The 24,045-nt window shown below is 39.8% G+C and carries 22 protein-coding genes; 11 read left to right on the top strand and 11 right to left on the bottom strand.

The features are described from left to right. Positions 1-3 precede the first annotated feature (3 nt). Genes ACB088_RS13560 through ACB088_RS13545 form a run of 4 tightly spaced genes read left to right on the top strand, consistent with a single transcriptional unit; the run spans position 4 to position 3,082 of the window. Positions 4-729, top strand: a complete 726-nt coding sequence (locus ACB088_RS13560) for a 3-ketoacyl-ACP reductase FabG2 (RefSeq protein ID WP_005036897.1) — start codon at positions 4-6, stop codon at positions 727-729. Further along, positions 729-1,955 carry a beta-ketoacyl-ACP synthase gene (locus tag ACB088_RS13555; protein WP_005036896.1) on the top strand — a complete coding sequence of 409 codons (1,227 nt, stop codon included), beginning with the start codon at positions 729-731 and terminating at the stop codon, positions 1,953-1,955. Before ACB088_RS13560 ends, ACB088_RS13555 begins: the two co-directional genes overlap by 1 nt. An 11-nt stretch (positions 1,956-1,966) precedes the next feature. Next, a complete protein-coding gene (locus ACB088_RS13550) occupies positions 1,967-2,401 on the top strand; it encodes an excinuclease (RefSeq protein ID WP_375037218.1) in 435 nt (144 codons plus the stop codon). A 24-nt stretch (positions 2,402-2,425) separates the two neighbouring features. Next, on the top strand, positions 2,426-3,082 hold the full coding sequence (locus tag ACB088_RS13545; RefSeq protein WP_375037217.1) for a 4'-phosphopantetheinyl transferase family protein: 657 nt from the start codon (positions 2,426-2,428) through the stop codon (positions 3,080-3,082). Positions 3,083-3,151: 69 nt separating this feature from the next. On the opposite strand, the gene secB is transcribed toward ACB088_RS13545, so the two are convergent. The 4 genes from secB to rsgA form a co-directional block, all read right to left on the bottom strand. Beyond that, positions 3,152-3,604, bottom strand: coding sequence for a protein-export chaperone SecB (gene secB / locus ACB088_RS13540; protein WP_003654925.1), 453 nt, complete (start codon positions 3,602-3,604; stop codon positions 3,152-3,154). 27 nt (positions 3,605-3,631) lie between these two features. Then, positions 3,632-3,889, bottom strand: a complete 258-nt coding sequence (grxC, locus tag ACB088_RS13535; RefSeq protein ID WP_003654926.1) for a glutaredoxin 3 — start codon at positions 3,887-3,889, stop codon at positions 3,632-3,634. 11 nt (positions 3,890-3,900) lie between these two features. Beyond that, positions 3,901-4,317: a rhodanese-like domain-containing protein gene (locus ACB088_RS13530; RefSeq protein ID WP_003654928.1), complete on the bottom strand. Its 417-nt coding sequence runs from the start codon at positions 4,315-4,317 to the stop codon at positions 3,901-3,903. A 98-nt stretch (positions 4,318-4,415) separates the two neighbouring features. Next, the gene (rsgA, locus tag ACB088_RS13525) at positions 4,416-5,477 is read right to left on the bottom strand and encodes a small ribosomal subunit biogenesis GTPase RsgA (RefSeq protein WP_375037216.1); all 1,062 of its coding nucleotides are present in this window, start codon (positions 5,475-5,477) and stop codon (positions 4,416-4,418) included. Positions 5,478-5,602: 125 nt separating this feature from the next. Here rsgA and orn point away from each other — a divergent pair, with 125 nt between their 5' ends. The 3 genes from orn (at position 5,603) to ACB088_RS13510 (ending at position 7,994) form a co-directional block, all read left to right on the top strand. Next, positions 5,603-6,169, top strand: coding sequence for an oligoribonuclease (orn, locus tag ACB088_RS13520; protein WP_005036888.1), 567 nt, complete (start codon positions 5,603-5,605; stop codon positions 6,167-6,169). Between the two features lie 152 nt (positions 6,170-6,321). Beyond that, entirely contained in the window at positions 6,322-7,053 is a 732-nt protein-coding gene (locus ACB088_RS13515) for a Bax inhibitor-1/YccA family protein (RefSeq protein WP_375037215.1), read from the top strand. Between the two features lie 137 nt (positions 7,054-7,190). Further along, positions 7,191-7,994, top strand: coding sequence for an enoyl-ACP reductase (locus tag ACB088_RS13510; RefSeq protein ID WP_003654938.1), 804 nt, complete (start codon positions 7,191-7,193; stop codon positions 7,992-7,994). 69 nt (positions 7,995-8,063) lie between these two features. Here the strand turns inward: ACB088_RS13510 and ACB088_RS13505 are convergent, their stop codons facing one another. From ACB088_RS13505 to ACB088_RS13475, 7 genes are all read right to left on the bottom strand, one after another. Then, positions 8,064-9,458, bottom strand: a complete 1,395-nt coding sequence (locus ACB088_RS13505) for an efflux transporter outer membrane subunit (protein WP_375038810.1) — start codon at positions 9,456-9,458, stop codon at positions 8,064-8,066. A 22-nt stretch (positions 9,459-9,480) separates the two neighbouring features. Further along, positions 9,481-11,475, bottom strand: coding sequence for a MacB family efflux pump subunit (locus ACB088_RS13500; RefSeq protein ID WP_092707352.1), 1,995 nt, complete (start codon positions 11,473-11,475; stop codon positions 9,481-9,483). Between the two features lie 2 nt (positions 11,476-11,477). After that, positions 11,478-12,818, bottom strand: a complete 1,341-nt coding sequence (locus ACB088_RS13495) for a MacA family efflux pump subunit (RefSeq protein WP_092707354.1) — start codon at positions 12,816-12,818, stop codon at positions 11,478-11,480. Positions 12,819-12,925: 107 nt separating this feature from the next. Next, positions 12,926-13,915 (bottom strand): DNA polymerase III subunit delta, encoded by a 990-nt coding sequence (gene holA / locus ACB088_RS13490; protein ID WP_017391267.1) that lies wholly within the window; start codon positions 13,913-13,915, stop codon positions 12,926-12,928. Between the two features lie 18 nt (positions 13,916-13,933). Further along, complete coding sequence (gene lptE, locus ACB088_RS13485; protein WP_092707358.1) at positions 13,934-14,443, bottom strand: LPS assembly lipoprotein LptE; 510 nt, start codon at positions 14,441-14,443, stop codon at positions 13,934-13,936. Positions 14,444-14,470: 27 nt separating this feature from the next. After that, entirely contained in the window at positions 14,471-17,095 is a 2,625-nt protein-coding gene (leuS, locus tag ACB088_RS13480; RefSeq protein WP_199990074.1) for a leucine--tRNA ligase, read from the bottom strand. 187 nt (positions 17,096-17,282) lie between these two features. Beyond that, positions 17,283-17,618, bottom strand: coding sequence for a DUF4124 domain-containing protein (locus tag ACB088_RS13475; RefSeq protein WP_199990075.1), 336 nt, complete (start codon positions 17,616-17,618; stop codon positions 17,283-17,285). A gap of 503 nt (positions 17,619-18,121) precedes the next feature. On the opposite strand from ACB088_RS13475, the gene ACB088_RS13470 reads away from it, so the two are divergent. From ACB088_RS13470 to ACB088_RS13455, 4 genes are all read left to right on the top strand, one after another. After that, positions 18,122-19,846, top strand: a complete 1,725-nt coding sequence (locus ACB088_RS13470) for an acetolactate synthase 3 large subunit (protein ID WP_003654952.1) — start codon at positions 18,122-18,124, stop codon at positions 19,844-19,846. Beyond that, positions 19,846-20,337: an acetolactate synthase small subunit gene (ilvN, locus tag ACB088_RS13465; RefSeq protein WP_001215920.1), complete on the top strand. Its 492-nt coding sequence runs from the start codon at positions 19,846-19,848 to the stop codon at positions 20,335-20,337. Before ACB088_RS13470 ends, ilvN begins: the two co-directional genes overlap by 1 nt. Before the next feature lie 31 nt (positions 20,338-20,368). Continuing rightward, a complete protein-coding gene (gene ilvC, locus ACB088_RS13460; RefSeq protein ID WP_004641176.1) occupies positions 20,369-21,385 on the top strand; it encodes a ketol-acid reductoisomerase in 1,017 nt (338 codons plus the stop codon). Positions 21,386-21,716: 331 nt separating this feature from the next. Further along, positions 21,717-23,771: a GGDEF domain-containing phosphodiesterase gene (locus ACB088_RS13455; RefSeq protein ID WP_199990076.1), complete on the top strand. Its 2,055-nt coding sequence runs from the start codon at positions 21,717-21,719 to the stop codon at positions 23,769-23,771. Positions 23,772-24,045 lie beyond the last annotated feature (274 nt).

Genomic DNA, 24,045 nt, shown 5'->3' with positions numbered 1-24,045 from the left:
ATTGTGACAAGACGAATTTTAGTAACGGGTTCAAGTCGAGGAATTGGGAAAGCGATTGCATTACAACTTGCAAAGGCTGGTTTTGATGTAACTGTGCATGCACGTTCGCGTCAGGCAGACGCTGAACAAGTTGTACAAGAGATTCAAGCGCTAGGACAAAATAGCCATTATTTAATGTTTGATGTAACTGAACGCCAAACTGTTCAGCAAATCTTAGAACAAGATGTAGAGCAGCATGGCGCATTCTATGGCGTTGTATTGAATGCAGGGCTTACCCATGACGGGGCTTTTCCCGCATTAACCGATCAAGATTGGGATGAAGTTATTTCGACTTCCTTAGATGGTTTTTATAACGTATTAAAACCATTAGTTATGCCAATGATCCATTTGCGTAAAGGCGGTCGTATCGTCACGTTATCTTCGGTTTCTGGCATTATGGGCAATCGTGGTCAGGTCAACTATAGTGCTGCAAAAGCAGGGTTGATTGGGGCGACTAAAGCCTTGGCACTAGAATTGGCAAAGCGAAAAATTACTGTGAACTGTGTAGCGCCCGGCCTGATTGAAACTGAAATGGTGACAGATGAAGTCAAAGAGCATGCACTTAAAATGATTCCGTTACAACGCATGGGACAGGTCGATGAGGTTGCTAGCGTGGTGAAATTCTTGTGTTCAGATGAAGCTTCTTATGTGACCCGACAGGTTATTTCTGTGAATGGGGGACTCATCTGATGAAACGTGTTGTTGTGACAGGAATGGCAGGGATTACTTCTTTAGGTGAAACCTCTGATGAGATTTTTGCCCAATTTGAAGCCGCCAAAAGTGGTATTCGTTACATGCCGGAATGGGAACAGTATGTTGACCTTCGGACCAAGCTTGCTGGACCTGTTGAAACTTTTAATGTTCCAAAACATTTTAACCGTAAAGTCACCCGTGGTATGGGCCGTGTTGCGCTCATGTCTGTGGTCTGTGCCGAAACTGCTTTGCAAAATGCTGGCTTGCTTGGACACGAAATTTTGTCTAGTGGTGAAGCGGGGGTTGCCTTTGGTTCTTCTGCGGGTAGCGTAGAGGCCGTGGGTGAGTTTGCAAGCATGTTGCTTCATCAGAGCATGAGTAAGATCAATGCAACAACCTATATCCGCATGATGGCCCATACAAGTGCGGTGAACATGACCGTATATTTTGGTCTAAAAGGCTTAACTTTACCGACATCAAGTGCATGTACCTCTGGTTCTATGGCCATTGGGCAAGCCTATGAAGCGATTAAATATGGCAAACAACAGGTCATGATTGCCGGTGGTGCAGAAGAACTCAGTGCAGCAGGTGCTGCGGTTTTTGATGTATTGTTCGCGACCAGTGGAATGAATGACCAACCAGAAAAAACACCACGACCATTTGATGCTAAGCGAGATGGATTGGTGATTGGTGAAGGAGCAGGCTGTTTAATTTTAGAAGAATATGAACATGCCAAAGCTCGAGGTGCCCATATCTATGCAGAAGTGATTGGCTACGGTAGCAATACTGATGGTCAACATGTCACTCGCCCCGAGTCAGAAATGATGGGTCGCTGTATGCAATTGGCACTTAAAGATGCATCTGTAGAAGCTAAAGACATTGCTTATGTAAATGCGCATGGTACCTCAACTGATCAGGGTGATGTGGCTGAAAGTCAGGCGACAGCAGCAGTTTTGGGACGTAAGCCGATCAGCTCTTTAAAAAGCTACTTTGGACATACGCTGGGGGCGTGTGGAGCTATTGAAGCTTGGCTGAGCATTGAAATGATGAATCGTAGTCGCTTTATTCCCACTTTAAATCTAGATGAAGTCGATCCCCTGTGCGGCGATCTGGATTATATCGTTCAGCAGCCAAGAACTTTGGATGCTGACATTATTATGAGCAATAACTTTGCTTTTGGCGGAATTAATACTTCGCTTATTTTTAAACGTGTTAAACAATAAGGAACACAACAATGTTAAATAAAAAACTTTTATTTGTAGCAATGCTAAGTGCGGGTTTTACTGCCACTGTTCAGGCTGGAGATGAAGTACATCAGTTAAATTTTAAAGAAGCTGTAGACCGTGCAGTTGCAGATGGCACTTTAGATGGTTCAGTAAAGTTTTATTTAAAGGGTACAAAGTCTGATGGTAAAGTCATTCAAAAAGATGCGGTGACCAATAAAAAGACCAATGGTTTTGGTAAGTCAGCAGCAACGTCTTGTGATTGGGTTTTACGTTCAGCACTCATCCAAATGCAAAACAATGCTAAAGCGCAAGGTGCAAACGCGGTTATCAATATTGTGAGCTATTTTAAAGCTAATGAAACCACAAGTACGACAACTTATGATTGCTATAAAGGCGCTATGATGGCGGGCGTTACCTTAAAAGGCGACGTGGTTAAATTCTAATTAATTTTAAATAAGGTCGGGATAATGTCTAAGCGTAATATTGAAGTCTACACACAGACATTGTCCCAGCTTCTTTTAAAATCTAAACAAGATTTTCCTGACTTTCGTACATTTAATCATTATAAAAAACAGCAAATACATAACATTAGAAACGAGCTAATAGCACAGAAATTACAACTCAAAATAACGGATTTAGCGTTTGCAAAGCATGAGCATGGCAAGCCATATTTATTGAGTCACGATTTAAATTTCAATCACTCTCATAGCCAACAATATTATGCTCTAGCGATGAGCCTGCATGTTAAAGATATCGGTGTCGATGTTGAAGAGCTAGACCGTAAAGTTCGTTTGGAAGCTTTAGCCCAGCATGCATTTCATCCTGATGAATATGAAACATGGTTAAGCTTAGAGCAAGACAGAGAATACTGGTTTAAAGTTTGGACGACTAAAGAAGCTGTTCTAAAAGCCTCGGGCCTCGGCATACGGCTAGATTTAAATACTTTAAATACTCAAGCACATCCTACAGGCAATGGCGGAATATGTTCTCATCCACTTATCGGGACATTTGCTTATCAAAATTTTGTTTTAGGCAATATGATGCTAACAGTGGCATGGCGCTCAGAATTATCTTGCCGCGGTTTTCAGTTTCCAACTATTCAGCTTCATTCACTTGATTCTTAATAAGTGAAATAGCAGACATAAAAAAACCGCGAATTACGCGGTTTTTTTAGTTTAGAGCAAGCTATAAAATTAAGCTTGACCTTCAACAGCTTGAGCACGTTGCATATTCGCTTCGAACTCTGCATCAAAGTTGATTGGTGTAAGAAGTAACTGTGGGAAGCTACCTTTAGTCACTAAATCATTTACCGCTTCACGTAAGAACGGGAATAAAATATTTGGGCAATAAGCGCCTAAAATATACGGTAAGCGATCTTCTTCGATGTTATCAATCAAGAAAATACCTGATTGAGTGATATCTACAATGAACGCTGTTTCGTTGTCGTTATCGGCTTGTACCACAACTTTTAAAGAAACTTCAAAATGAGTTGGATCAATTTTTTCTGCAGCAGAAGAAAGATTGATATTGAGTTCAGGTTGCCATTGTTTAGTAAAAACCTGCGCCCCTGGAACCTCAAAAGAAATATCTTTTGTATAAATACGCTCTAAAGCTAATTGTGGTTGAACTTGTTGTTCTTCGCTCATTGTTTTTTCCTTAATATGGATGCGATGTTAAGCCAATAATTCGTCGAGTTTACCTTCACGCTCTAAAGCATAAAGTTGGTCAAAACCGCCAATAAACTGATCGTTAATAAAAATTTGTGGGACAGTACGATGATTCGTGCGTTGCATTAATTCAACACGTACTTCCGGTGCTTCAACAGAAAGATTTACTTCTTTGTAAGCAATACCTTTACGCTCAAGTAACTGTTTAGCACGAACGCAATACGGGCATACAGAAGTTGAGTAAACAATGACATTTGCAGTCATAATAATTCTCCTTAAGCTTTTGGTTTGCTTTTTACAAGAGGTAAGCCTTGTGCTTTCCAGTTACTAATACCACCATCAAGACGATAGCTGTCATGGTGAGCAACTTTTTGCAAAGCACTCCCAGCAACTTGCCCGAGGTTGCAAATAAATACTAATGGGCGCTCACTTGCTTTTAATTCATCAGCATGACTTGCAATTTGGCTGAAAGGAATATTGCGGCTGCCACTAATATGACCTTCACGGAAGTCTTTACTATCGCGCAAGTCGATCAGTATGGCATTTTTCGCTTTCACTAAAATACCAAGCGACTGTGGTGAAATTTTACGACCGTTACGTTGACCTTCAAAAATGAAGAACAACACGACCAAGACTCCGAGCGTACCAAACAAAATGGGGTGATTCCCCATAAACTCTAACCAGCGTTCCACAAGTCACCTAAAAAAAATTAAAAACAAAATTGACCTAGAGTATAGCGTATATAGATGGTGATCAAAATCACCACTTCAAGTGCAAAGCGGACAGAAAATTAGTTTTTTTGCTGTGCTTCTTGAATCTCATCATTTAAACGCAAAAAGCTATCTAGGCGCCGTGGTAAAATTTCACCAGATTCTACTGCGTGTTTTAACCCACAGTTCTTTTCATGAGTATGGGTACAGTTACGGAATTGGCAAGAACCCAAATGTGCTTCAATTTCTGGAAAGCCCATACGAATTTTTTCTAAATCAAGATGCCAAAGCCCAAATTCACGAATTCCCGGTGAGTCGATTAACGCGCCATTTTTACCGAAATTCATTAAACGTGTAGAGGTTGTTGTGTGCTGACCAAGTGCAGAGTTTTCAGAAATAATATTTGTTTTTTGCTCTGCTTCTGGAATGAGCACATTAATTAAAGAACTTTTTCCTACACCAGATTGGCCAACGAAAGCTACTGTTTCGCCATCTAAACGTTCAGATAAAGCAGAGATATCTCCCTTTTTAGACTGACAAATCATCACCTCATACCCCAAAGTTTTATATTCTTCTAATAGCGTGAGAATTGGGTCATTTTCAGTGAGTAAATCTGATTTATTTAAGACTAAAAGTGCAGGAATGTTAGCGTCTGCGCAAGCCACTAAATAACGATCGATTAATGTCGGAGCTGGCTCAGGAAGGGGAGAAAATACAATTACAATCAAACTGATATTTGCTGCAACTGGTTTAACCTTATGATAACGGTCTGGACGGGTAAGTAACGAGTTGCGTGGATGAATGGCATTAATAATGCCTAAACCTGTGTTTGGATCAGCCTGCCATTTAACCCGGTCACCAGTCACAAGTAACTCAAGGTTAGTTCTAGTGTGACAGCGCCATACGCTTTTGAGTTCGATAGGTTTCCAGAATGGTTCTGGCTCTCCTTCGGCAACTTGAGGTTTTTCTGGGTGATGCTCAGGTACAGAGAGTGCCTGTACTTCGAGTTGGCGGCCATAATGTTGTACAACGAGTCCGTCCAGATCTTGTGAAGTATCGGCCTCTTCTTGGCGAGTTTTGTGCTGTTTTTCAATACGACGTTGCTGCTGTTCAGTTAAACGACGCTTACGAATTAAAGCCATTCATATCCCAAAAAAACCACTGTTTGAAGATGGCAAAAATAGCATGAAGCGGCTATAGAATTACAGCGCAGATGCAAGAAATTTGCTACTATTGATGTTTTTACGGCATTTTAGAACGTACATACATGAGCAGTACTTTAAATACACGATTAATTTGGATTGATCTGGAAATGACCGGTTTAGATACCGATAATGACCAAATTATTGAAATCGCAACAATTATTACAGATGATAATTTAAATGTACTTGCCGAAGGTCCGGTCTTGGCTATCCATCAACCTGATCGTATTTTAAATGCAATGGATGAGTGGAATACCCGCCAACATGGACAATCTGGGTTGGTTGAGCGAGTTCGTCGTAGCAAATTGACAGCTCGTGATGCTGAGCTACAGACTTTAGAATTCCTAAAAAAATGGGTCAACCCAAAAGTTTCACCGATGTGCGGTAACTCGATTTGTCAGGATCGCCGCTTCTTACATCGTCTTATGCCTGAGCTAGAGCAGTATTTCCATTATCGTAATCTTGATGTGTCTACCGTAAAAGAACTTTCAAAACGCTGGCGCCCTGAAATTATGAGTGGTCTGAAAAAGAATGCATCGCATTTGGCAATGGATGATATTCGTGACTCAATTTCTGAGTTGAAATATTACCGTGAATACTTCTTTATTATGAATACTGATGGTAAAGATTGATTACGTTGTATACGTAATATGAAAGGGGCTGTTGCCCCTTTTTTTATTATTTAAAGGACATTGTTACAATAATGCCGAGAGCCTGATTTGGCTTTCATATTCATTTTGCTTAAAATGATGTTTTAAATTTTTATTATAAAAAGAGAGCATTTATGCAAAGTAATAACCCGATACTGACCCGTGTTGAAACGGTCAGTGACTATAGTCAACCAATGACTGTGCAAGGTGCGATTCAAAAATCTGTTATGTTGACGGTCATTGCAGCGGCTGTGGGCATTGCTTTATTTTTTTACGCAGCTTTTACTGCAAATGTTGGTATTGCCTATGCGGGTGCTATTGTTGGTGCAATTGGTGGCCTGGTTTTAGCTTTGATTGCCACATTTAAATCGACAACTGCACCAACCTTAGCAATTCCATATGCTTTATTTGAAGGTGCATTTTTAGGCGGTATTTCTTTTACTTTTCAAATGAAGTACCCAGGTGTGCCTTTACAAGCATTACTTGCCACGTTCGTGACAACATTGGTGATGTTTGGCTTATATAAATTTCAGATTGTACGTGCAACAGAAAAATTTAAGTCAGTTGTGATATCTGCATCTCTGGCTATTTTTCTTGTGTTTATCGTGCAGATGATCATGCGCTTAGCCTTTGGTTCAAGCATTCCTTATATTTTTGAAAGTAATTGGTTAGGCATTGGCTTTGCTGCATTTATTGCTGTGATTGCGTCACTTAACCTGATTTTAGATTTCGATTTAATTGAAACCAACGCAGCTTACCGTGCTCCAAAATTTATGGAGTGGTTATGTGGAATTGCATTACTCTCAACTTTAGTTTGGATGTATATCTCTTTTTTACGTTTGATTGGTTTGTTATCTGACGACTAAAATTATATTTATTTAGAAGTCGCTCCTCATGAGGGGCGATTTTTTTTCGTGCGATTTTTGAAAAAAGATGCATTATGCAATTTCGAAAACCGTTGAATATTGGCATTATGCTTTAAATTGTTTTGAGTGAGATCGGCATGACACAAGGACTTTTAGCAGGTAAACGCTTTTTGATTGCAGGCGTTGCTAGTAAATTATCAATTGCTTTTGGTATTGCCCAAGCATTACACCGTGAAGGTGCAGAGCTTGCGTTTACTTATCCAAACGAAAAATTAAAAAAACGTGTGGATGAATTTGCTGAGCAATTCGGTTCTAAGCTTGTGTTCCCATGTGATGTTGCAGTTGATAGCGAAATTGACAATGCATTTGCAGAACTTGCAAAACATTGGGACGGTCTAGATGGTGTAGTTCACTCTATCGGCTTTGCTCCTGCACATACACTTGATGGTGATTTTACTGACGTGACTGACCGTGACGGTTTTAAAGTTGCTCATGACATCAGTGCATACAGCTTTATTGCGATGGCACGTGCTGCAAAACCATTACTACAAGCTCGCCAAGGCTGTTTATTGACTTTGACTTACCAAGGTTCTGAGCGCGTTATGCCTAACTACAACGTTATGGGTATGGCAAAAGCTTCTTTAGAAGCTGGTGTTCGTTACTTAGCATCAAGCTTAGGTGTTGACGGTATTCGTGTAAACGCGATTTCTGCGGGTCCAATCCGTACATTAGCTGCTTCTGGTATTAAATCTTTCCGTAAAATGTTAGATGCTAATGAAAAAGTTGCGCCATTAAAACGCAACGTAACCATTGACGAAGTAGGTAATGCAGCATTATTCCTTTGCTCACCATGGGCTTCAGGTATCACAGGTGAAATTCTATATGTAGATGCTGGTTTCAATACTGTAGGTATGAGCCAATCTATGATGGATGATGAATAAGTTTTAAAATTTATTCGGACATAAAAAAAGCCGTAGTTGAAGGACTACGGCTTTTTTACTGGGCGCAAGTTATTGAGGAAGTTCTTTTACAGGTGAACCACCTAAAGTTTGCATGAGGGTGACATAAGCGTTGTATTGGCTTTGTTTGGTTTCAACAAGGCTTAGTCTTGCAGTACGTGTGGTTTGCTGAGCATCAAGAAGTGTTTTTAATGCGACAGCACCATAACGATAACGGACTTCGGTTAAACGTTCAGTTTTTTCTGCAAGTTCAACATTACGCTCTTGTAACGCTACTTGTTTATCGAGTTCTGTACGACTTGATAAAGCATTCTCTACATCAGCAAAAGCTTGATAAAGCGTCTGGCGATATTGAATAATTGCTTTTTCATAATCCAGATTGCTAATCGCGATATCTTTTTTCATATCGTTATATTGCAAAAACGGTAAGCTTAAACTAGCACCTAAAGTTAGGGCAGGGTTACGTAATAGTTCAGTCAATGATGTACTTGTTGAACCCAAACTACTGGTTAAACTAATCGATGGATAGTAGCTCGCCTTAGTAGCATCTTTAGTCGCGAGCGCCTTTTTCAAACGAAGCTCAGAGGCTTGTAAATCGGGACGGCGCGATAAAATATCGGCAGGTAAGCCTGCACCAATTGCTGGTAGTGCATTGCGAGGTAAACGCTTTGGATCTTGAATGTTTAATTGTTGCAATGGTTCATGTAAGAGCACAGCAATGGCAGTACGTGTTTCAACCAGTTGTTGCTCAATCTGACTTAAGCTCGCTTTTTGGCTTTGTACCGATTGTTCTGCTTGAGTAAGATCTACTCCTGAAACAGCACCAGCTTTATATTGAATCTGTACCAGTTGATAAAGCTTTTGTGAGGTTGCTAGACTCTGCTGAGCAGTCGCATAACGTTCATTTAAATAACCGAGTTGCCAATATAATTTAGCCGTGGTTGCAATTAAACTCTGTCCAGTGGCTTGTAGATCTTGTTCTGTCGCTAAAGCTTCCCATTTACTTGCTTCAGTTTGGCGAGCAAGCTTACCAAACAAATCAATTTCATAGCTTACGCCAGCACTCATTGATAGACCTTTAGCGCTGTCATCTCCTGAGTTCAAATCAAAAGAATGTCCCGTTGAAACACTAGAGCTTGTACGTAAGCCTTGTTTATTTGCTGTTAGGTCAGCTTGTAAACGTGCTTGTTTTAAGGTGATGCCTGCGACAGCTAAGTCACTGTTACGTTCTAATACATTGCTTACGAGCTGATTAAGCTGTGCATCACCAAAAAGTGTCCACCAACGGTCAGAATATTGATCGGCAGACATGGTTTTTGCTTTTGTGGCGTCATACTGAAAACTACCCGGAACTTGTACCGCAGGTGTTTCATAAGGTGTTTTTACCACAGCAGCACATCCAACAAGAGAGCTTGTGAGGAGAAGTGCTGTGCTGAGTTTAGTCATAGAGAAAGACATGCAATTTTCCTTATTCTCGTGATAGTGCTGCAACTGGATCGAGTTTTGCCGCATTCTTGGCTGGTAAGAAACCAAAGACGACACCAATAAGGGTTGAACACACAAATGCTGCAATAATAGAAGTGCTTGAATAAGCCACGCTAAAGTTACCGCCAGCAAATTTATTAATAAGTTGTCCAAGGCCAAGTGACAGTAAGACACCAAGCACACCACCAATTAAACAGACTAAAATTGCTTCAATCAGAAATTGCTGCAAAATATCACTTTGACGTGCGCCTACCGCCATACGTACACCAATTTCCTGAGTACGTTCAGTCACAGAAACCAGCATAATATTCATTACCCCAATACCACCGACGACCAGTGAAATTACGGCAATTGCTGAAACCAGAAGGGTCATTGTGCTGGTCGTTTTCTCGATGGTTTGACGGATACTGTCACTGTTCATAGTGAAAATATCTTGTGCACCATGGCGCTGGGTTAATAAGTTTACAATCGCATTTTCTGCGGCAGTAGTTGAATATTTGTCATTAATACGAACCACAATATTGCGGACATTGGACTGACCTAGCATACGGCTCATTACGGTTGTATAAGGCATATACACGTTTAAGGTGTCATCTGAGCCCATACCGCTTGTTTGCGGTTCTACAACCCCGATAATGCGCGCTGGTACGCTACCGAGCAGTACTACTTGGCCAATTGGATTGCTACCATCGCCAAAGAATTGTTTTTGCGTATTGGTATCAATCACCACATCTTGTGAGCGATCACGCACACTACGTTGATCAAAAGTTTGCCCATCTTTAAAGACCAAACCTTTTACATCGAAATAATCATTACTCACACCATTAATGGTGGCGTTTGCTTCATTCTGTTGATAGCGCATAGTCTTGGATGTACTGACCATCGGACTGACTGCACTCACATAAGGTTGAGTCATTAACGCATCGGCATCGGCAGGAACCAAGGTCTTAAAGCTTGCAGTTTTGGAGTTGTCACCAAAACCACGGCCCTGAAACACCGTAATCGTATTTGTTCCCAGACTACTAATATTGCTTAAAATTTGTTGTTGAGAGCCTTTGCCTAGAGCGACCACCGTAACAACAGATGCAATACCAATAATGATCCCAAGCATGGTTAAAAAAGTACGCATGCGATGGGCGTTCATAGACAGTAATGCCATTTGAAAGGCTTCTGATAAACGGTCTAAAGTAGAACGCCATGCAGAAATACTTTTGCCTTTCTTCTGTTTACCTTGTAAAGCAGGAGCGGCATCAGGATCAGACTTGATCGGTTCGGCTGCTTGATCTGGAATATTAGGACGGTCACTAATAATTTCTCCGTCACTAATCTCGATAATACGAGTTGCATTTTTTGCAACTTGCATATCGTGGGTGACTAAAATAATAGTGTGACCTGCGGCGTTGAGTTCACGCAAAATACGCATCACCTCAACACCACTATGTGAGTCGAGTGCTCCTGTTGGTTCATCCGCAAGGATGACATCTCCACCATTCATGAGGGCACGGGCAATAGAAACACGTTGTTGCTGACCACCAGAAAGCTGACTTGGTCTATTAAGTGTTTTAGTGCCTAACCCTAATTCGGTAAGTAGAGCTGTTGCGCGTTGTTTACGCTCAGAAGGGGTAACACCTGCATAAACTGCTGGAACCTCAACGTTACCTTCAGCAGATAAATCACCAAGCAAATGGTAGCGCTGGAAAATAAAACCAAAATATTCACGGCGTAATCGAGCGAGCTGATCTGGCTCTAACTTACCAGTCTCTTGCCCACTGACTTTGTAACTACCACTAGTAGGGCGGTCTAAGCAGCCCAAAATGTTCATGAGCGTTGACTTACCTGAACCAGACTGGCCGACAATGGCAACCAGTTCGCCTTCATAAATGGTAAGGTCAATCCCTTTTAAAATTTGTATTGTGCTTTCGCCAGCAGGGAATTCCCGGACCAGATTGCTGACTTCAAGCAAAGCTTGTTTTGTCATGCTTACATTCCCATTGGGCCACTACGGCGACGGTTATTACTACTATTTGCTGATGCAGCAGAAGTATCTGCACTATCGGCAATCACAACTTGATCACCTTGTTTTAAGCCCGCAAGAACTTGCGCATTTACCCGGTTGTTAATGCCAACCAAAATCTGAGTCGGTTTAGTTGTGCCATCGGCTTGTAATATGCGTACAACGCTTAAAGTTAATTTACCTTGTTCAATTAACTGTTTTTGCTCAGCAGTTAGGTTAAGACGCTCTAGACGAGCTCCATTTCCTTGAGATTTTTTAGCTGCTTCAGGTGTAGAGCTTGCTTTATCAGATGACTGACCTGATTTTCTTTGACCTGAAAATTGTTTAGAGCTAAGCGCTGAAGAAGGAACCAGTAGGGCATTTTTAGCTGAGTTTAAAACAATATAAACTTGAGCAGTCATATCAATACGCAATTTACCATCGGTATTTGGCACATCGAATAGGGCATTATAGTAAACAGCTGAACTGGTCGTTGAACTGGTAGTATTCGTTGATTCGCTAGAAATTGAATCAGGAGCAGGTTCAATTTGACGCAAGGTTGCGTAACGCTTAGTGTCTTCACCTAAGGTAGTGAAGTAAACCTGTTGGCCTTTCTCAACTTTCATAATGTCAGCTTCACTGACCTGAGCCTTAATCGTCATATTTTGTAATTTTGCAATTTTGACAATTGTTGGCGCACTTTGGTTTGCGTTTACCGTTTGACCTTCTTCCGTCACAATTGCGACAACCGTACCATCAGTTGGAGCAAGAATACGTGTATAACCAATATTGGTTTGCGCCGTAGATCTAGTCACTTTTGCAGATTCGATTTGTGCATCTAATGCTTTGATTTGTGCTTGAGCTGTTTTATAGCTTGCTTCAGCCGATTCTAGATCTGCGCGTGGTGTTGCATCTTGCGCATACATTTGTTGCTGACGGCGGTATTCAAGTTGCTTTTCATTCAAAGATGCAACTTGTTGAAGACGCTGTGCTTCTAAATTTTTAATATTCGCATCAGAGGTTTTTAAACTATTTTCTTGTGTGGTTGAATCAATTTGCGCAATAAGTTGACCTTGCTTAACCTGATCGCCTAGTTGTACATACATCTTTTTAACCTGACCAGATACCTGTGCACCGACACTAATCAGTTTGGTTGCATCAAGTGTACCCGTTGCAAGTACATTATTTTCAATATCCCCGCGCGTTACCTCGGCAGTAATATATTGTGGCTGCTGCTGTTTTGGCTTGAAAAACTTCCAGGCTAATACAGCAATAATGACTATACAGACGATGATAATAACAAGTTTGATTGGCTTTATTTTTGGCATGGCGAGAGGTCGAAAAGTTTAAAATTTAATTTAGTATAAAAGCGAAATGAGGATAAAACGTGAATTTTTATGATATTTCAGGAATGAAGAAAAATGATTCAGCCGAATTATTGTATAAATAGTGTTTTCCCACATAATTCAGCAATCGCTTGCTGCATTAAATGTTCTGCATTTTCGTTCGACATTCCTTTAATTGCTGCATCAATTTGCAATAGAAGGGTAGACCAGCCTAGAAACTGTTGCGGATTTAGTCTTCTTAAGGCTTGTTGATATAAACCAACCTTTGTTTTCCATATACCAAGCTGTAGGGCATTATGAGGTTGCTCAAACAATTGCATCAACAAGCGCATTTCTTTACTTAAAGTCCATAAAATCAGACTATCTGGTTCGCCGGCTGCAATTAAATATTGAAAAATCTTAATAGATTGGCCAAGGTTGCCTTCTAATAACGCATCACTTAAATCATAGGTGGTATAGCGTGATTGATCTTGTAAACAAGCATATAAATGCTCAATCAAAATCAGTTTTTGGTCTGGAAAGGTATCCCGTACACGCATCAAACTATTTTTAGCTGCAAGCAAATTGTGCTCATGATGTTGCATTAACCACTGCCAAGCATCATTGTCGAGCTGGATCTCAAGCTTTTCTGCTTCTACGTTTAAAATACGTTGACGGTCTTGTGGGTAATTTGCCGTTAGAGCAACTACAACCCCATTTGCTTCAACAACTTGAAAAAAAGCAGATTTTAAGCTGCTACTATCTTGTTTGGGTAAAACAATTAATAACAGGTTATGTTCATTATGTTGTATATAGCTTTTAAGTTGTTTTAAGCCATTTGCATCAGGTTTTATATTGCCATGTACTTCAATAGCAAGCTGTTGAGAAAATAAAGATAAGCTATTAAGTGCATTAAAGACATTTTTCCAGTCGCTCACGCTACTAATATCATAGCGCTGTCTTTCAACTTCTTGTTGTTGCCAGCTTTTGCGAAAGGCATCTAATAAATTTTGTTCTAATAAGGGCTCTTGCCCATGCAAAATCCACGCACCCCGAGCTTCCGGAGTACGTTTTAAGGCTTGTAAATAGTCAATTTTCATTGCAGGCAAAAATACAGATTAAGGCTGAGCTTTTGGTAAACGATTTGCTGAAATCTGACGAGTAATTTGCTGTGCAATATCATCAATCACAATATGTTGTAAGTAAGTTTCTTGCTGATTTTCAGTGTTGACTGTTGCCAAGTCATATTGATAACTACGAGATGCAGTTAATGAGCGTGGTTCAGTAATTTTATTACCCTGACGATCTTCAATCTGGAAGGTTACGGTTAGGCGTAATAATACTTCTGTCAGTTTTCCATTTAAAAGCTGACGACGTGGTGTGTATTCCAAAACACGAAGTACATAGGCATCACTATCATTACTGAATTGAACACCATTGGCAGCCAAATACACTTTTAACTGCGTTTCCAAATCATCAGTTTTAGCTGGTAACTCAAGGCTTAACTTTTTATAAACAAGCGGAGTCGCAGTCGGGTTGGTTCCTTTTAAATGAAATCCACACCCGACTAAGCCTGCACTAAGGCCTAAGGTTAAAACAACAGCGGCTAAACGTTTGGCTAAGTGCATGCTTGATCCTCTCATTAATAACTTTAATTAAACCACGAGGTTAACTAGTTTATTTGGAACCACAATTTCTTTTTTTGTTGGTCCGGTTAAGAATTGTTGAACTTCTGGTAGAGCTTTAGCTTGAGCTAATAGATCTTCTTTAGAAATATCAACAGAAACTTCAAGTTTACCGCGAAGTTTACCGTTAACCTGTACAACAATCGTTTGCGTATTACGTGTTAACGCAGAAGCATCCACTTCAGGGAACGTTGCTGCTGTAACATCTGTACCAAATTGAGCCAATAAAGTTTGGCTTAAATGTGGTGCAAACGGTTCGAGCAAAGTTAAAAGTGTAGTGATCGCTTCACGTTCTACCGCAATGTCGTTGTCATCTTTTGCTTCAAACTTGTTGCTCGCATTTAATAACTCCATTAAAGCAGCAATAGCGGTATTGAATGCATGACGACGTTCAATATCATCACTTACCTTTTGAATGGTTTCGTGTGTTTTACGACGTAAATCTTGAGCATCTTTAGACAAGTTTGCAGTATCGATTGTAGAAGTTGAGTTTCCTTTTTCAAGGAAGCCTGCTACAAGACGCCATACACGTTTCAAGAAACGGTTTGCACCTTCAACACCTGCATCAGACCATTCTAAAGATTGATCTGGTGGAGCAGCAAACATCATGAATACACGAGCAGTATCTGCACCGTATTGATCAATAATCGCTTGTGGATCGATACCGTTGTTTTTCGACTTAGACATTTTTTCTTGTCCGCCGATGACAACCTCTTGACCATCACCTGAATATTTTGCAGAAAGAATACGACCTTTTTCATCGCGCTCTAACTCAATATCAGCTGGGTTAAACCAAGTTTTCTTACCATTTTCTGCTTCACGGTAGAACGTGTCTGCAAGCACCATGCCTTGAGTTAACAAGTTGGTAAATGGTTCATTACCTTGTACAACGCCTTCATCACGCATTAATTTGTGGAAGAAACGTGCATAAAGTAAGTGAAGAATTGCGTGCTCAACACCACCAATATACTGGTTCACAGGAAGCCAGTTTTGAGCTGCTTCAGGTTTAACCATACCACCAGTAAAGTCTGGAGAAGCATAACGTGCATAGTACCAAGATGACTCTACGAACGTATCTAAAGTATCTGTTTCACGACGTGCATCGCCGCCACAACAAGGACATTTAGTTTCATAGAATTCAGGCATTTTATTAAGCGGGTTGCCTGAACCATCTGGTACAACGTCTGTTGGTAATACAACAGGAAGTTGATCTTCAGGCACTGTGACTTGACCACAAGTGTCACAGTTAATCATTGGAATTGGACAACCCCAGTAACGTTGACGAGATACACCCCAGTCACGTAAACGGAATTGAACTTTAGAATTTGCTAAATTTTGTGGTTCTAATTTTGCAAGGAATGCATCAAAAGCAGCTTGGAATTCTAAACCGTCAAACTCGCCAGAGTTAACAAGTTTACCTTCTTTAGAACCGTACCATTCTTGCCACTGGGTTGCAGAGTAGTCTGCATCGTCAGCGCCTTTAGCATCAATCACTTGCTTGATTGATAAATTAAACTTGTTAGCAAACTCAAAATCACGTTCGTCATGTGCAGGCACAGCCATAACAGCGCCAGAACCATAAGACATTAATACGTAGTTTGCGATCCAGACAGGAAGCTCTTCACCAGTTACAGGATGTTTTACAAACAAGCCTGTTGCCATGCCTTTTTTCTCGGCTGTTGCCAAGTCCGCTTCTGCAACCGAACCCATGCGGCATTCTTCAATAAATGCAGCCAATTCAGGGTTAGTTTCAGCAGCTTTAAGCGCAAGCGGGTGTTCTGCTGCAACAGCAACATAAGTCACACCCATTAAAGTGTCAGCACGAGTTGTATAAACAGTTAAACCGTCAGCATAAATTTCAGTATTGGCAGATGGGAACGTAATTTCCATGCCAGTAGAGCGACCAATCCAGTTACGTTGCATGGTCAACACTTGTTGAGGCCAGCCGTCTTGTAGGGTGTCAAGATCGTCTAATAATTCTTGTGCATAATCCGTAATACGGAAGTAGTACATTGGAATATCGCGTTTTTCAACCAATGCACCTGAGCGCCAGCCACGACCATTTTCAACTTGTTCGTTTGCCAAAACTGTTTGGTCAACCGGATCCCAGTTTACTGTTGAAAGTTTACGGTAGATCAGGCCTTTTTTATAAAGCTGAACAAATAACCATTGTTCCCAGTGATAATACTCTGGTGTACAAGTTGCGAACTCGCGGTCCCAGTCTACGGATAGACCTAATTTTTTTAATTGGTCACGCATGTAGGCAATGTTTTCAAATGTCCATTTTGCCGGAGCAACTTTATGGGCAATTGCTGCGTTTTCAGCAGGTAAACCGAATGCATCCCAACCCATAGGTTGTAGCACAGTTTCACCTTTTAAACGGTAAAAACGGCTAATAACATCGCCAATTGTATAGTTACGCACATGCCCCATATGCAGCTTGCCGCTTGGGTAAGGAAACATTGACAGGATGTAGCGATGTTTACCTTCGACAGTGTCGGCAACTTTAAAGACTTTACGATTTTCCCAATCTTGTTGAACTGATGGTTCAATCGTGTTTGCTTGATATTCGGGGTCAATGTGAGAAATAGTCATAGACGTAAGCTATACAACGAAAATTGAAATGAAAGATTGCTGCACAGCATAGCGCAAAATAAGGGGAAATGTCAGTTTTTAGATCAGGATTTTATCTTTTAATATGAGCAATAAACATTTCTCAATCTATTCTTCTTTATTTTAAATAATAGAAGAGTAGTGAAAATATTCACCACTCTCATTTTGGTTATCGTGCTGCTGCGGATGGGGCGGGCGGAACTGGTACAGCGGGTACACCTTTTTCCGGTACTACGTTAGCTGTTTCTTGCACTACTTTATCTGTTTTTTCCTGAGATTGTTGTTCTGAGGTGGGTGTCGAATTTTTTACGGATGGTTGGCTGCCGTAAGTTGAAACTTTGTTCAAATGTTTTGCACTCTTAGGTGGCGGAGTCGTGGTGTAATGTGTAGAGCCACTTTTATCCATCCATTTATAATATTGCTGTGCCTGACTTTGACTTGAGCAAATTAAAATTACTGTTGTTACTGCTGTATATAAGCTTGTTTTTAAATAAGATAAATTCATATCAGATCTTCCCCAAAAAGCTGACTATATTTAAATAAAGTTTATAAATAAGCAATTTACAATGTATGGTTTTATATAAAAAAGAATAATTATTTTTAATAAATAGGGATTGGAACTACCAAATTTACGATTTAATTTTAGATTAAAAAAAAAGCAGCTAAAAATTTTTATGGAAAAACCTTTTCTTTAATCTTGACTTTAGTGAATTAAACAACAAAAATGCTTCCTTTAGTTTTATATGCGATTATTTGATCACCCTTCGAATAACCGTCATGTTTTGTAATAGACATTCTCTCTAGCCGAGAGATTGATTTTACTTAAAGTATGTATATCCAGACATGCTTTATTAATGTTAAAAAAGCTTATACGGCTGAAAAACAGAAATTTTTCTATTGCAACGAAAACTAGACAATATGTGTGCTATAACAGTGCAGACAATTCAATGAATGAAACACTATTTGTGCCTTCCATAAATAGTGATAAAGATTTTAGGGTGAATCACGTTGGAACTTTTATCTGGTGGTGAAATGCTCGTTCGTGCTCTTGCGGACGAAGGCGTTGAACATGTTTTTGGTTATCCAGGCGGCGCTGTATTACATATTTATGATGCGCTATTTCAACAAGACAAAATTAATCATTACCTCGTACGTCATGAACAAGCTGCTGGTCATATGGCAGATGCTTACTCGCGTGCGACAGGTAAGACTGGCGTAGTACTGGTCACTTCTGGACCTGGCGCAACTAATACTGTGACTCCGATTGCAACAGCTTATATGGACTCAATCCCAATGGTGATTTTGTCTGGCCAGGTTGCATCACATCTTATTGGTGAAGACGCTTTCCAGGAAACGGATATGGTGGGTATTTCACGTCCTATCGTGAAACACAGCTTCCAAGTTCGTCACGCAAGTGAAATTCCTGCAATTATCAAAAAAGCATTTTATATTGCCTCAAGTGGCCGTCCTGGCCCAGTTGTAGTCGATATTCCAAAAGATGCGACAAATCCTGCAGAAAAATTTGCGTACGAATATCCTGAAAAAGTGAAGATGCGTTCTTATCAGCCGCCTTCACGTGGTCATTCTGGTCAAATTCGCAAAGCGATTGATGAGCTTTTAAGTGCTAAACGCCCTGTAATTTATACTGGTGGCGGTGTTGTTCAAGGTAATGCATCTGCATTATTGACTGAGTTGGCTCATTTGTTGGGCTACCCAGTGACAAATACACTTATGGGTCTTGGTGGCTTCCCTGGCGATGATCCACAGTTTGTGGGCATGTTGGGTATGCACGGTACTTATGAAGCAAACATGGCGATGCATAATGCTGATGTCATTCTTGCAATTGGTGCACGTTTTGATGACCGAGTAACCAATAACCCTGCAAAATTCTGTGTGAATGCCAAAGTTATTCATATTGATATTGATCCGGCGAGCATTTCAAAAACGATCATGGCGCACATTCCGATTGTAGGGGCGGTTGAGCCTGTACTTCAGGAAATGTTGACGCAATTGAAACAATTGAATGTGTCTAAGCCAAACCCTGAAGCAATTGCTGCATGGTGGGATCAAATTAATGAATGGCGTAAAGTTCATGGCTTGAAGTATGAAACACTGGCTGATGGCACAATGAAGCCACAGCAAGTTGTTGAAGCTTTATATAAAGCGACCAATGGTGATGCCATCATTACTTCGGATGTGGGTCAACACCAAATGTTTGGTGCGTTGTATTACAAGTACAAACGTCCACGTCAATGGATTAACTCAGGCGGATTAGGCACCATGGGCGTAGGTTTACCTTATGCAATGGCAGCCAAGTTAGCTTTCCCAGATCAACAGGTAGTTTGTATTACTGGTGAAGCTTCAATTCAGATGTGTATTCAGGAGCTTTCAACTTGTAAGCAATACGGTATGAATGTGAAGATCTTGTGCTTGAATAACCGTGCTTTAGGTATGGTTAAACAGTGGCAAGATATGAACTATGAAGGCCGTCACTCAAGCTCATATGTTGAATCATTACCTGATTTTGGCAAGTTAATGGAAGCTTATGGTCATGTTGGTATCCAAATTGATCATGCTGATGAACTAGAGTCGAAGCTTGCTGAAGCAATGGCAATTAATGATAAATGTGTATTCATTAATGTCATGGTTGATCGTACAGAACATGTTTATCCAATGCTGATCGCAGGTCAGTCAATGAAGGATATGTGGTTAGGTAAAGGGGAGCGTACATAATGAGACATATTATTTCTGTACTCGTTGAAAACGAAGCTGGTGCGCTTTCTCGTTTGGTGGGTTTATTCAGTCAACGTAACTATAACATTGAGACGTTGAATGTAGCTCCAACCGAAGATCCAACTTTATCACGTCTGACGTTAACTACTTATGGCGATGACCATAAGATTGAACAGATTACAAAGCAGCTCAACAAACTTGTTGAAGTTGTAAAAGTAGTAGATTTATCAGAAGGTTCACACATTGAGCGTGAACTGATGTTGATTAAAGTAAAAGCTTTAGGTGCTTCACGTGCTGAAATTAAGCGAACAGCGGATATTTTCCGTGCGCAAATTGTAGACGTGACACCAACTACCTATACCATTCAAATAGCAGGGACAACTGAAAAATTAGATGGTTTTATCGATGCGCTTGCAGAAAACACTATTCTAGAAGTCGTTCGTTCAGGTGTATCTGGTATCGCCCGTGGCGAAAAAGTATTAGCCATTTAATTTTTTAAAAGTATTTTAGCGGAGAACACAAATGCAAATTTTTTACGATAAAGACTGTGACTTATCAATCATCCAAGGCAAGAAAGTAGCGATTGTTGGTTACGGCTCTCAAGGTCATGCTCATGCACTTAACCTTAAAGACTCAGGCGTAGACGTAACTGTAGGTTTACGTGCAGATTCAGCTTCTTGGAAGAAAGCTGAAAATGCTGGTCTTAAAGTTGCAGAAGTTCCTGCTGCTGTTAAGCAAGCTGACCTCGTAATGATTTTGACTCCAGATGAATTCCAATCACAACTTTACCGTGACGTGATTGAGCCAAACATCAAAGAAGGCGCAACTTTAGCATTTGCTCATGGTTTCTCAATTCTTTATAACCAAGTTGTTCCACGTAAAGACTTAGACGTAATCATGGTTGCTCCGAAAGCACCTGGTCACACAGTTCGTTCAGAATACCAACGTGGTTCAGGTGTTCCTGACTTAATCGCAATTCACCAAGATGCTTCTGGTAATGCACGTAACGTTGCTCTTTCTTATGCTTCAGGTGTAGGTGGCGGCCGTACTGGTATTATCGAAACTTCATTCCGTGAAGAAACTGAAACTGATTTGTTCGGTGAGCAAGCAGTTCTTTGTGGTGGTGCGGTTGAACTCGTGAAAATGGGCTTCGAAACTTTAGTTGAAGCTGGTTATGCACCAGAAATGGCTTACTTCGAATGTTTACACGAACTTAAATTGATCGTTGACTTGATGTTCGAAGGCGGTATCGCTGACATGAACTATTCAGTATCTAACAATGCTGAGTATGGTGAATATGTAACTGGTACTGAAGTAATTAACGAACAGTCTCGTGAAGCAATGCGTAATGCATTGAAACGTATTCAATCTGGCGAATACGCGAAGATGTTCATTCAAGAGGGTGCATTAAACTACCCATCTATGACTGCTCGTCGTCGTCAAAATGCTGCGCATGGTATTGAAGTAACTGGTAATAAGTTACGTTCAATGATGCCATGGATTCAAGCAAACAAAATCGTAGACAAAGAAAAGAACTAATTTTCTTTTTCTAAAAAAGCCTTAAAAGAACCCTGCATTAAGCAGGGTTCTTTTTTTATACTGTTTTTATTTGAATATGAAAAAGAGCCATTGAGGTAACTTGACTGGATTAAATAAATTCTATATTTTTCATATAATTGGCTGCTTATTTTTTATTTAGTCTATTGATTTATAAAGTAAAAAATACTTGACCAAAAGATAGATAATGTTATTGTTTATAACTGACTGAATAAGTCAAATTTACTAAAATTTCTTTAACATGTTTAATTGTATTTTGGGCAATGAGTTGAACAAAATAAAAAAAAGTATTGAATAATCATGGAAGTCCACTATGGGTCATGTTGATTACGATAGCACATTGATCGTCGGCTCTTTTATTGCAGCTGGCCTCATTTGCTATCTCGTGATTTCCATGGAACAATTAATATTCAAGCAAGTCTATAAAAAATTTGAGTTTTTAATTTTATTTATCAATGGATTATTACTCGCATCAGCAATTAGCATTGTTCATATTATTGGTATACAAGCTTATCATCTGTTTGAAACAGTCAACTCGAATATTCCTTTAATTACTGTTTCATTTGCCATTAGTGCTTTGCTATCGTGCATTGCCATGTGGTTGACTTCACGTTTTACGCTACCTTTATTCCGGCTCATTTTAAGTTCTATTATTATGGGAATCGGAATTTCAGCTTCATATTACATTAGTATGTTGGGCTGGAATATTAATATCTATAAAAAAGATTACACCTCTTTCTTGCTATTATTTTCTGTATTAATAGCGATGAGCGGTTCAGGGCTGGCATTTTTATTAGCCTATAAATTAAAAGATACCGAACGTCATCGCTTAACTTTAAAAATTGCCTTTTCGGTTATGATGACCTTAAGTATTATGGGAATGCACTATACGGCGCTCATTGCGACGAATATTACTGATAAATTTATTAGCCAATATCAGGCTGAACATGACCTATTATTATTTACGATTATCTTGGTCACATGTTTGGTACTGGTCGCAAGTTTTATTGTCGCGATGTTGGAACAGCGGCTTACTCAACAAAATTTAGAGTTGCGTAAGGCAAATAAAGAATTAGCTAATCTTTCTATACAAGATAATTTAACTAAACTGCCAAACCGTCTTTACTTAGTTGATTATGCAGAAGTATTACTTTCAGATCATCGCTATAAAGACCAGAAAATTGCTTTTTTATATATTGATTTAGATCGATTTAAATCGGTCAACGATGCTTTTGGGCATCATATCGGTGATCAATTACTCATTCAAATGGCGAACCGTTTGCATTGGCAACTCAATGAAAAATGTAAGCTGCTTAGAATTGGTGGTGATGAGTTTTTGCTTATTGCAGAAAATACAAATGCAGACGAAGCGGTTGTTTTAGCCGAGAAGGTTTTACAACTGATTCAGGAAAGCTATCAAATTTCTGGCAAGGAAATTAATATTTCTGCAAGTTTGGGTGTGGCACTCTTTCCTGAGCATGGACAGAATGTTCAGGACTTACTCATGAATGCTGATGCCGCCATGCTCATGTCTAAGGAACAAGGCCGAAATACGTATACCATCTTTAGTTACTCAACCCATCAACAAGAAACCAGAAGTCAGTCGAAACTGATCAATGATCTTTATAAAGCTGTAGAAGAAAAACAGTTCATCTTATATTACCAACCAAAATTTAATACCAATCTTGAAGTTTGTGGGGTTGAGGCATTAATCCGTTGGAATCACCCAGCTTTAGGAATACTTACTCCGCATATGTTCATTGAAGGTGCGGAAAAAACGGGTTTGATCATTCCAATGGGATATTGGGCGCTTGAGCAAGCTTGCCTGCAAATTCAGGAGTGGGAGCGGAGTAACACGCCATTTTATCCAGTCGCTGTGAACTTATCGGCACTACAATTTGAAAATAAAAAGCTATTTAGTACACTCGAAGCATTATTAAAAAAATATCAAATTCAACCTCATCACTTAATTGTTGAAATTACTGAATCAACTGCAATGCGGCATATAGACTTGAGTATCAGAGCTTGTGAGCGGTTACGTGACATGGGAATTCGTGTTGCCATTGATGATTTTGGAACAGGGCATTCGAGCTTCTTGTATTTAAAAGATTTACCCGTAGATGAATTGAAAATTGACCGTGGCTTTATTGTTGATTTAAAACCGGGTTCAAAAGAAGAAGTTATTCTAGAAAGTATTATTCATTTAGCGAAAAAGTTAGGTTTAACCGTAACGGCAGAAGGGGTGGAAACTCAGCAGCAGGTTGAGATTTTAACCCGTTTAGGATGTCAGCAATTCCAAGGTTATTTATTGGGAATGCCTGTTCAGGTCGATCAGCTCATTGAGTCTCAAGGTGCTCATTCTGCTTAGTCTTAATAGATAGATTAGGCTACTCCAACTTTCTAAACGACTGATGACTGATTTCTCAATAAATTTTCAATTTAAATTATTTTATTATATATAATATTTAAAATAATAATTAAGTTAATCTAATGAAAAACAATAAGAAATTTAATAACTTGTCATAAATTCTACATTGACACCTGTAAACTCTCAGATTATCCTTGGCAAGCTGGCCTACATTGCCAGCCGGTTTTAGCAGACCGCATAGTAAGAGCATCAGATTATTCCTTCTGAGGAGTAG

This window comes from Acinetobacter sp. RW6 (assembly GCF_041956835.1).
Taxonomy (GTDB): Bacteria; Pseudomonadota; Gammaproteobacteria; order Pseudomonadales; family Moraxellaceae; genus Acinetobacter; species Acinetobacter calcoaceticus.
The sequence above is the reverse complement of the archived record's forward strand: the minus strand, read 5'-3'. Positions and strand labels throughout refer to the sequence as shown.

Excerpts from the sequence above, each read along its gene's own strand:
- grxC (WP_003654926.1), bottom strand. The coding sequence starts at position 3,889 with ATGACTGCAAATGTCATTGTTTACTCAACTTCTGTATGCCCGTATTGC.
- ACB088_RS13495 (WP_092707354.1), bottom strand. The coding sequence starts at position 12,818 with ATGCCAAAAATAAAGCCAATCAAACTTGTTATTATCATCGTCTGTATA.
- leuS (WP_199990074.1), bottom strand. The coding sequence starts at position 17,095 with ATGACTATTTCTCACATTGACCCCGAATATCAAGCAAACACGATTGAA.
- ACB088_RS13505 (WP_375038810.1), bottom strand. The coding sequence starts at position 9,458 with ATGACTAAACTCAGCACAGCACTTCTCCTCACAAGCTCTCTTGTTGGA.
- holA (WP_017391267.1), bottom strand. The coding sequence starts at position 13,915 with ATGAAAATTGACTATTTACAAGCCTTAAAACGTACTCCGGAAGCTCGG.
- ACB088_RS13555 (WP_005036896.1), top strand. The coding sequence starts at position 729 with ATGAAACGTGTTGTTGTGACAGGAATGGCAGGGATTACTTCTTTAGGT.
- ACB088_RS13545 (WP_375037217.1), top strand. The coding sequence starts at position 2,426 with ATGTCTAAGCGTAATATTGAAGTCTACACACAGACATTGTCCCAGCTT.
- ACB088_RS13455 (WP_199990076.1), top strand. The coding sequence starts at position 21,717 with ATGGGTCATGTTGATTACGATAGCACATTGATCGTCGGCTCTTTTATT.
- lptE (WP_092707358.1), bottom strand. The coding sequence starts at position 14,443 with ATGCACTTAGCCAAACGTTTAGCCGCTGTTGTTTTAACCTTAGGCCTT.
- ACB088_RS13475 (WP_199990075.1), bottom strand. The coding sequence starts at position 17,618 with ATGAATTTATCTTATTTAAAAACAAGCTTATATACAGCAGTAACAACA.
- ACB088_RS13500 (WP_092707352.1), bottom strand. The coding sequence starts at position 11,475 with ATGACAAAACAAGCTTTGCTTGAAGTCAGCAATCTGGTCCGGGAATTC.
- rsgA (WP_375037216.1), bottom strand. The coding sequence starts at position 5,477 with ATGGCTTTAATTCGTAAGCGTCGTTTAACTGAACAGCAGCAACGTCGT.
- secB (WP_003654925.1), bottom strand. The coding sequence starts at position 3,604 with ATGAGCGAAGAACAACAAGTTCAACCACAATTAGCTTTAGAGCGTATT.
- ACB088_RS13515 (WP_375037215.1), top strand. The coding sequence starts at position 6,322 with ATGCAAAGTAATAACCCGATACTGACCCGTGTTGAAACGGTCAGTGAC.
- ACB088_RS13510 (WP_003654938.1), top strand. The coding sequence starts at position 7,191 with ATGACACAAGGACTTTTAGCAGGTAAACGCTTTTTGATTGCAGGCGTT.
- ilvN (WP_001215920.1), top strand. The coding sequence starts at position 19,846 with ATGAGACATATTATTTCTGTACTCGTTGAAAACGAAGCTGGTGCGCTT.
- ilvC (WP_004641176.1), top strand. The coding sequence starts at position 20,369 with ATGCAAATTTTTTACGATAAAGACTGTGACTTATCAATCATCCAAGGC.
- orn (WP_005036888.1), top strand. The coding sequence starts at position 5,603 with ATGAGCAGTACTTTAAATACACGATTAATTTGGATTGATCTGGAAATG.
- ACB088_RS13550 (WP_375037218.1), top strand. The coding sequence starts at position 1,967 with ATGTTAAATAAAAAACTTTTATTTGTAGCAATGCTAAGTGCGGGTTTT.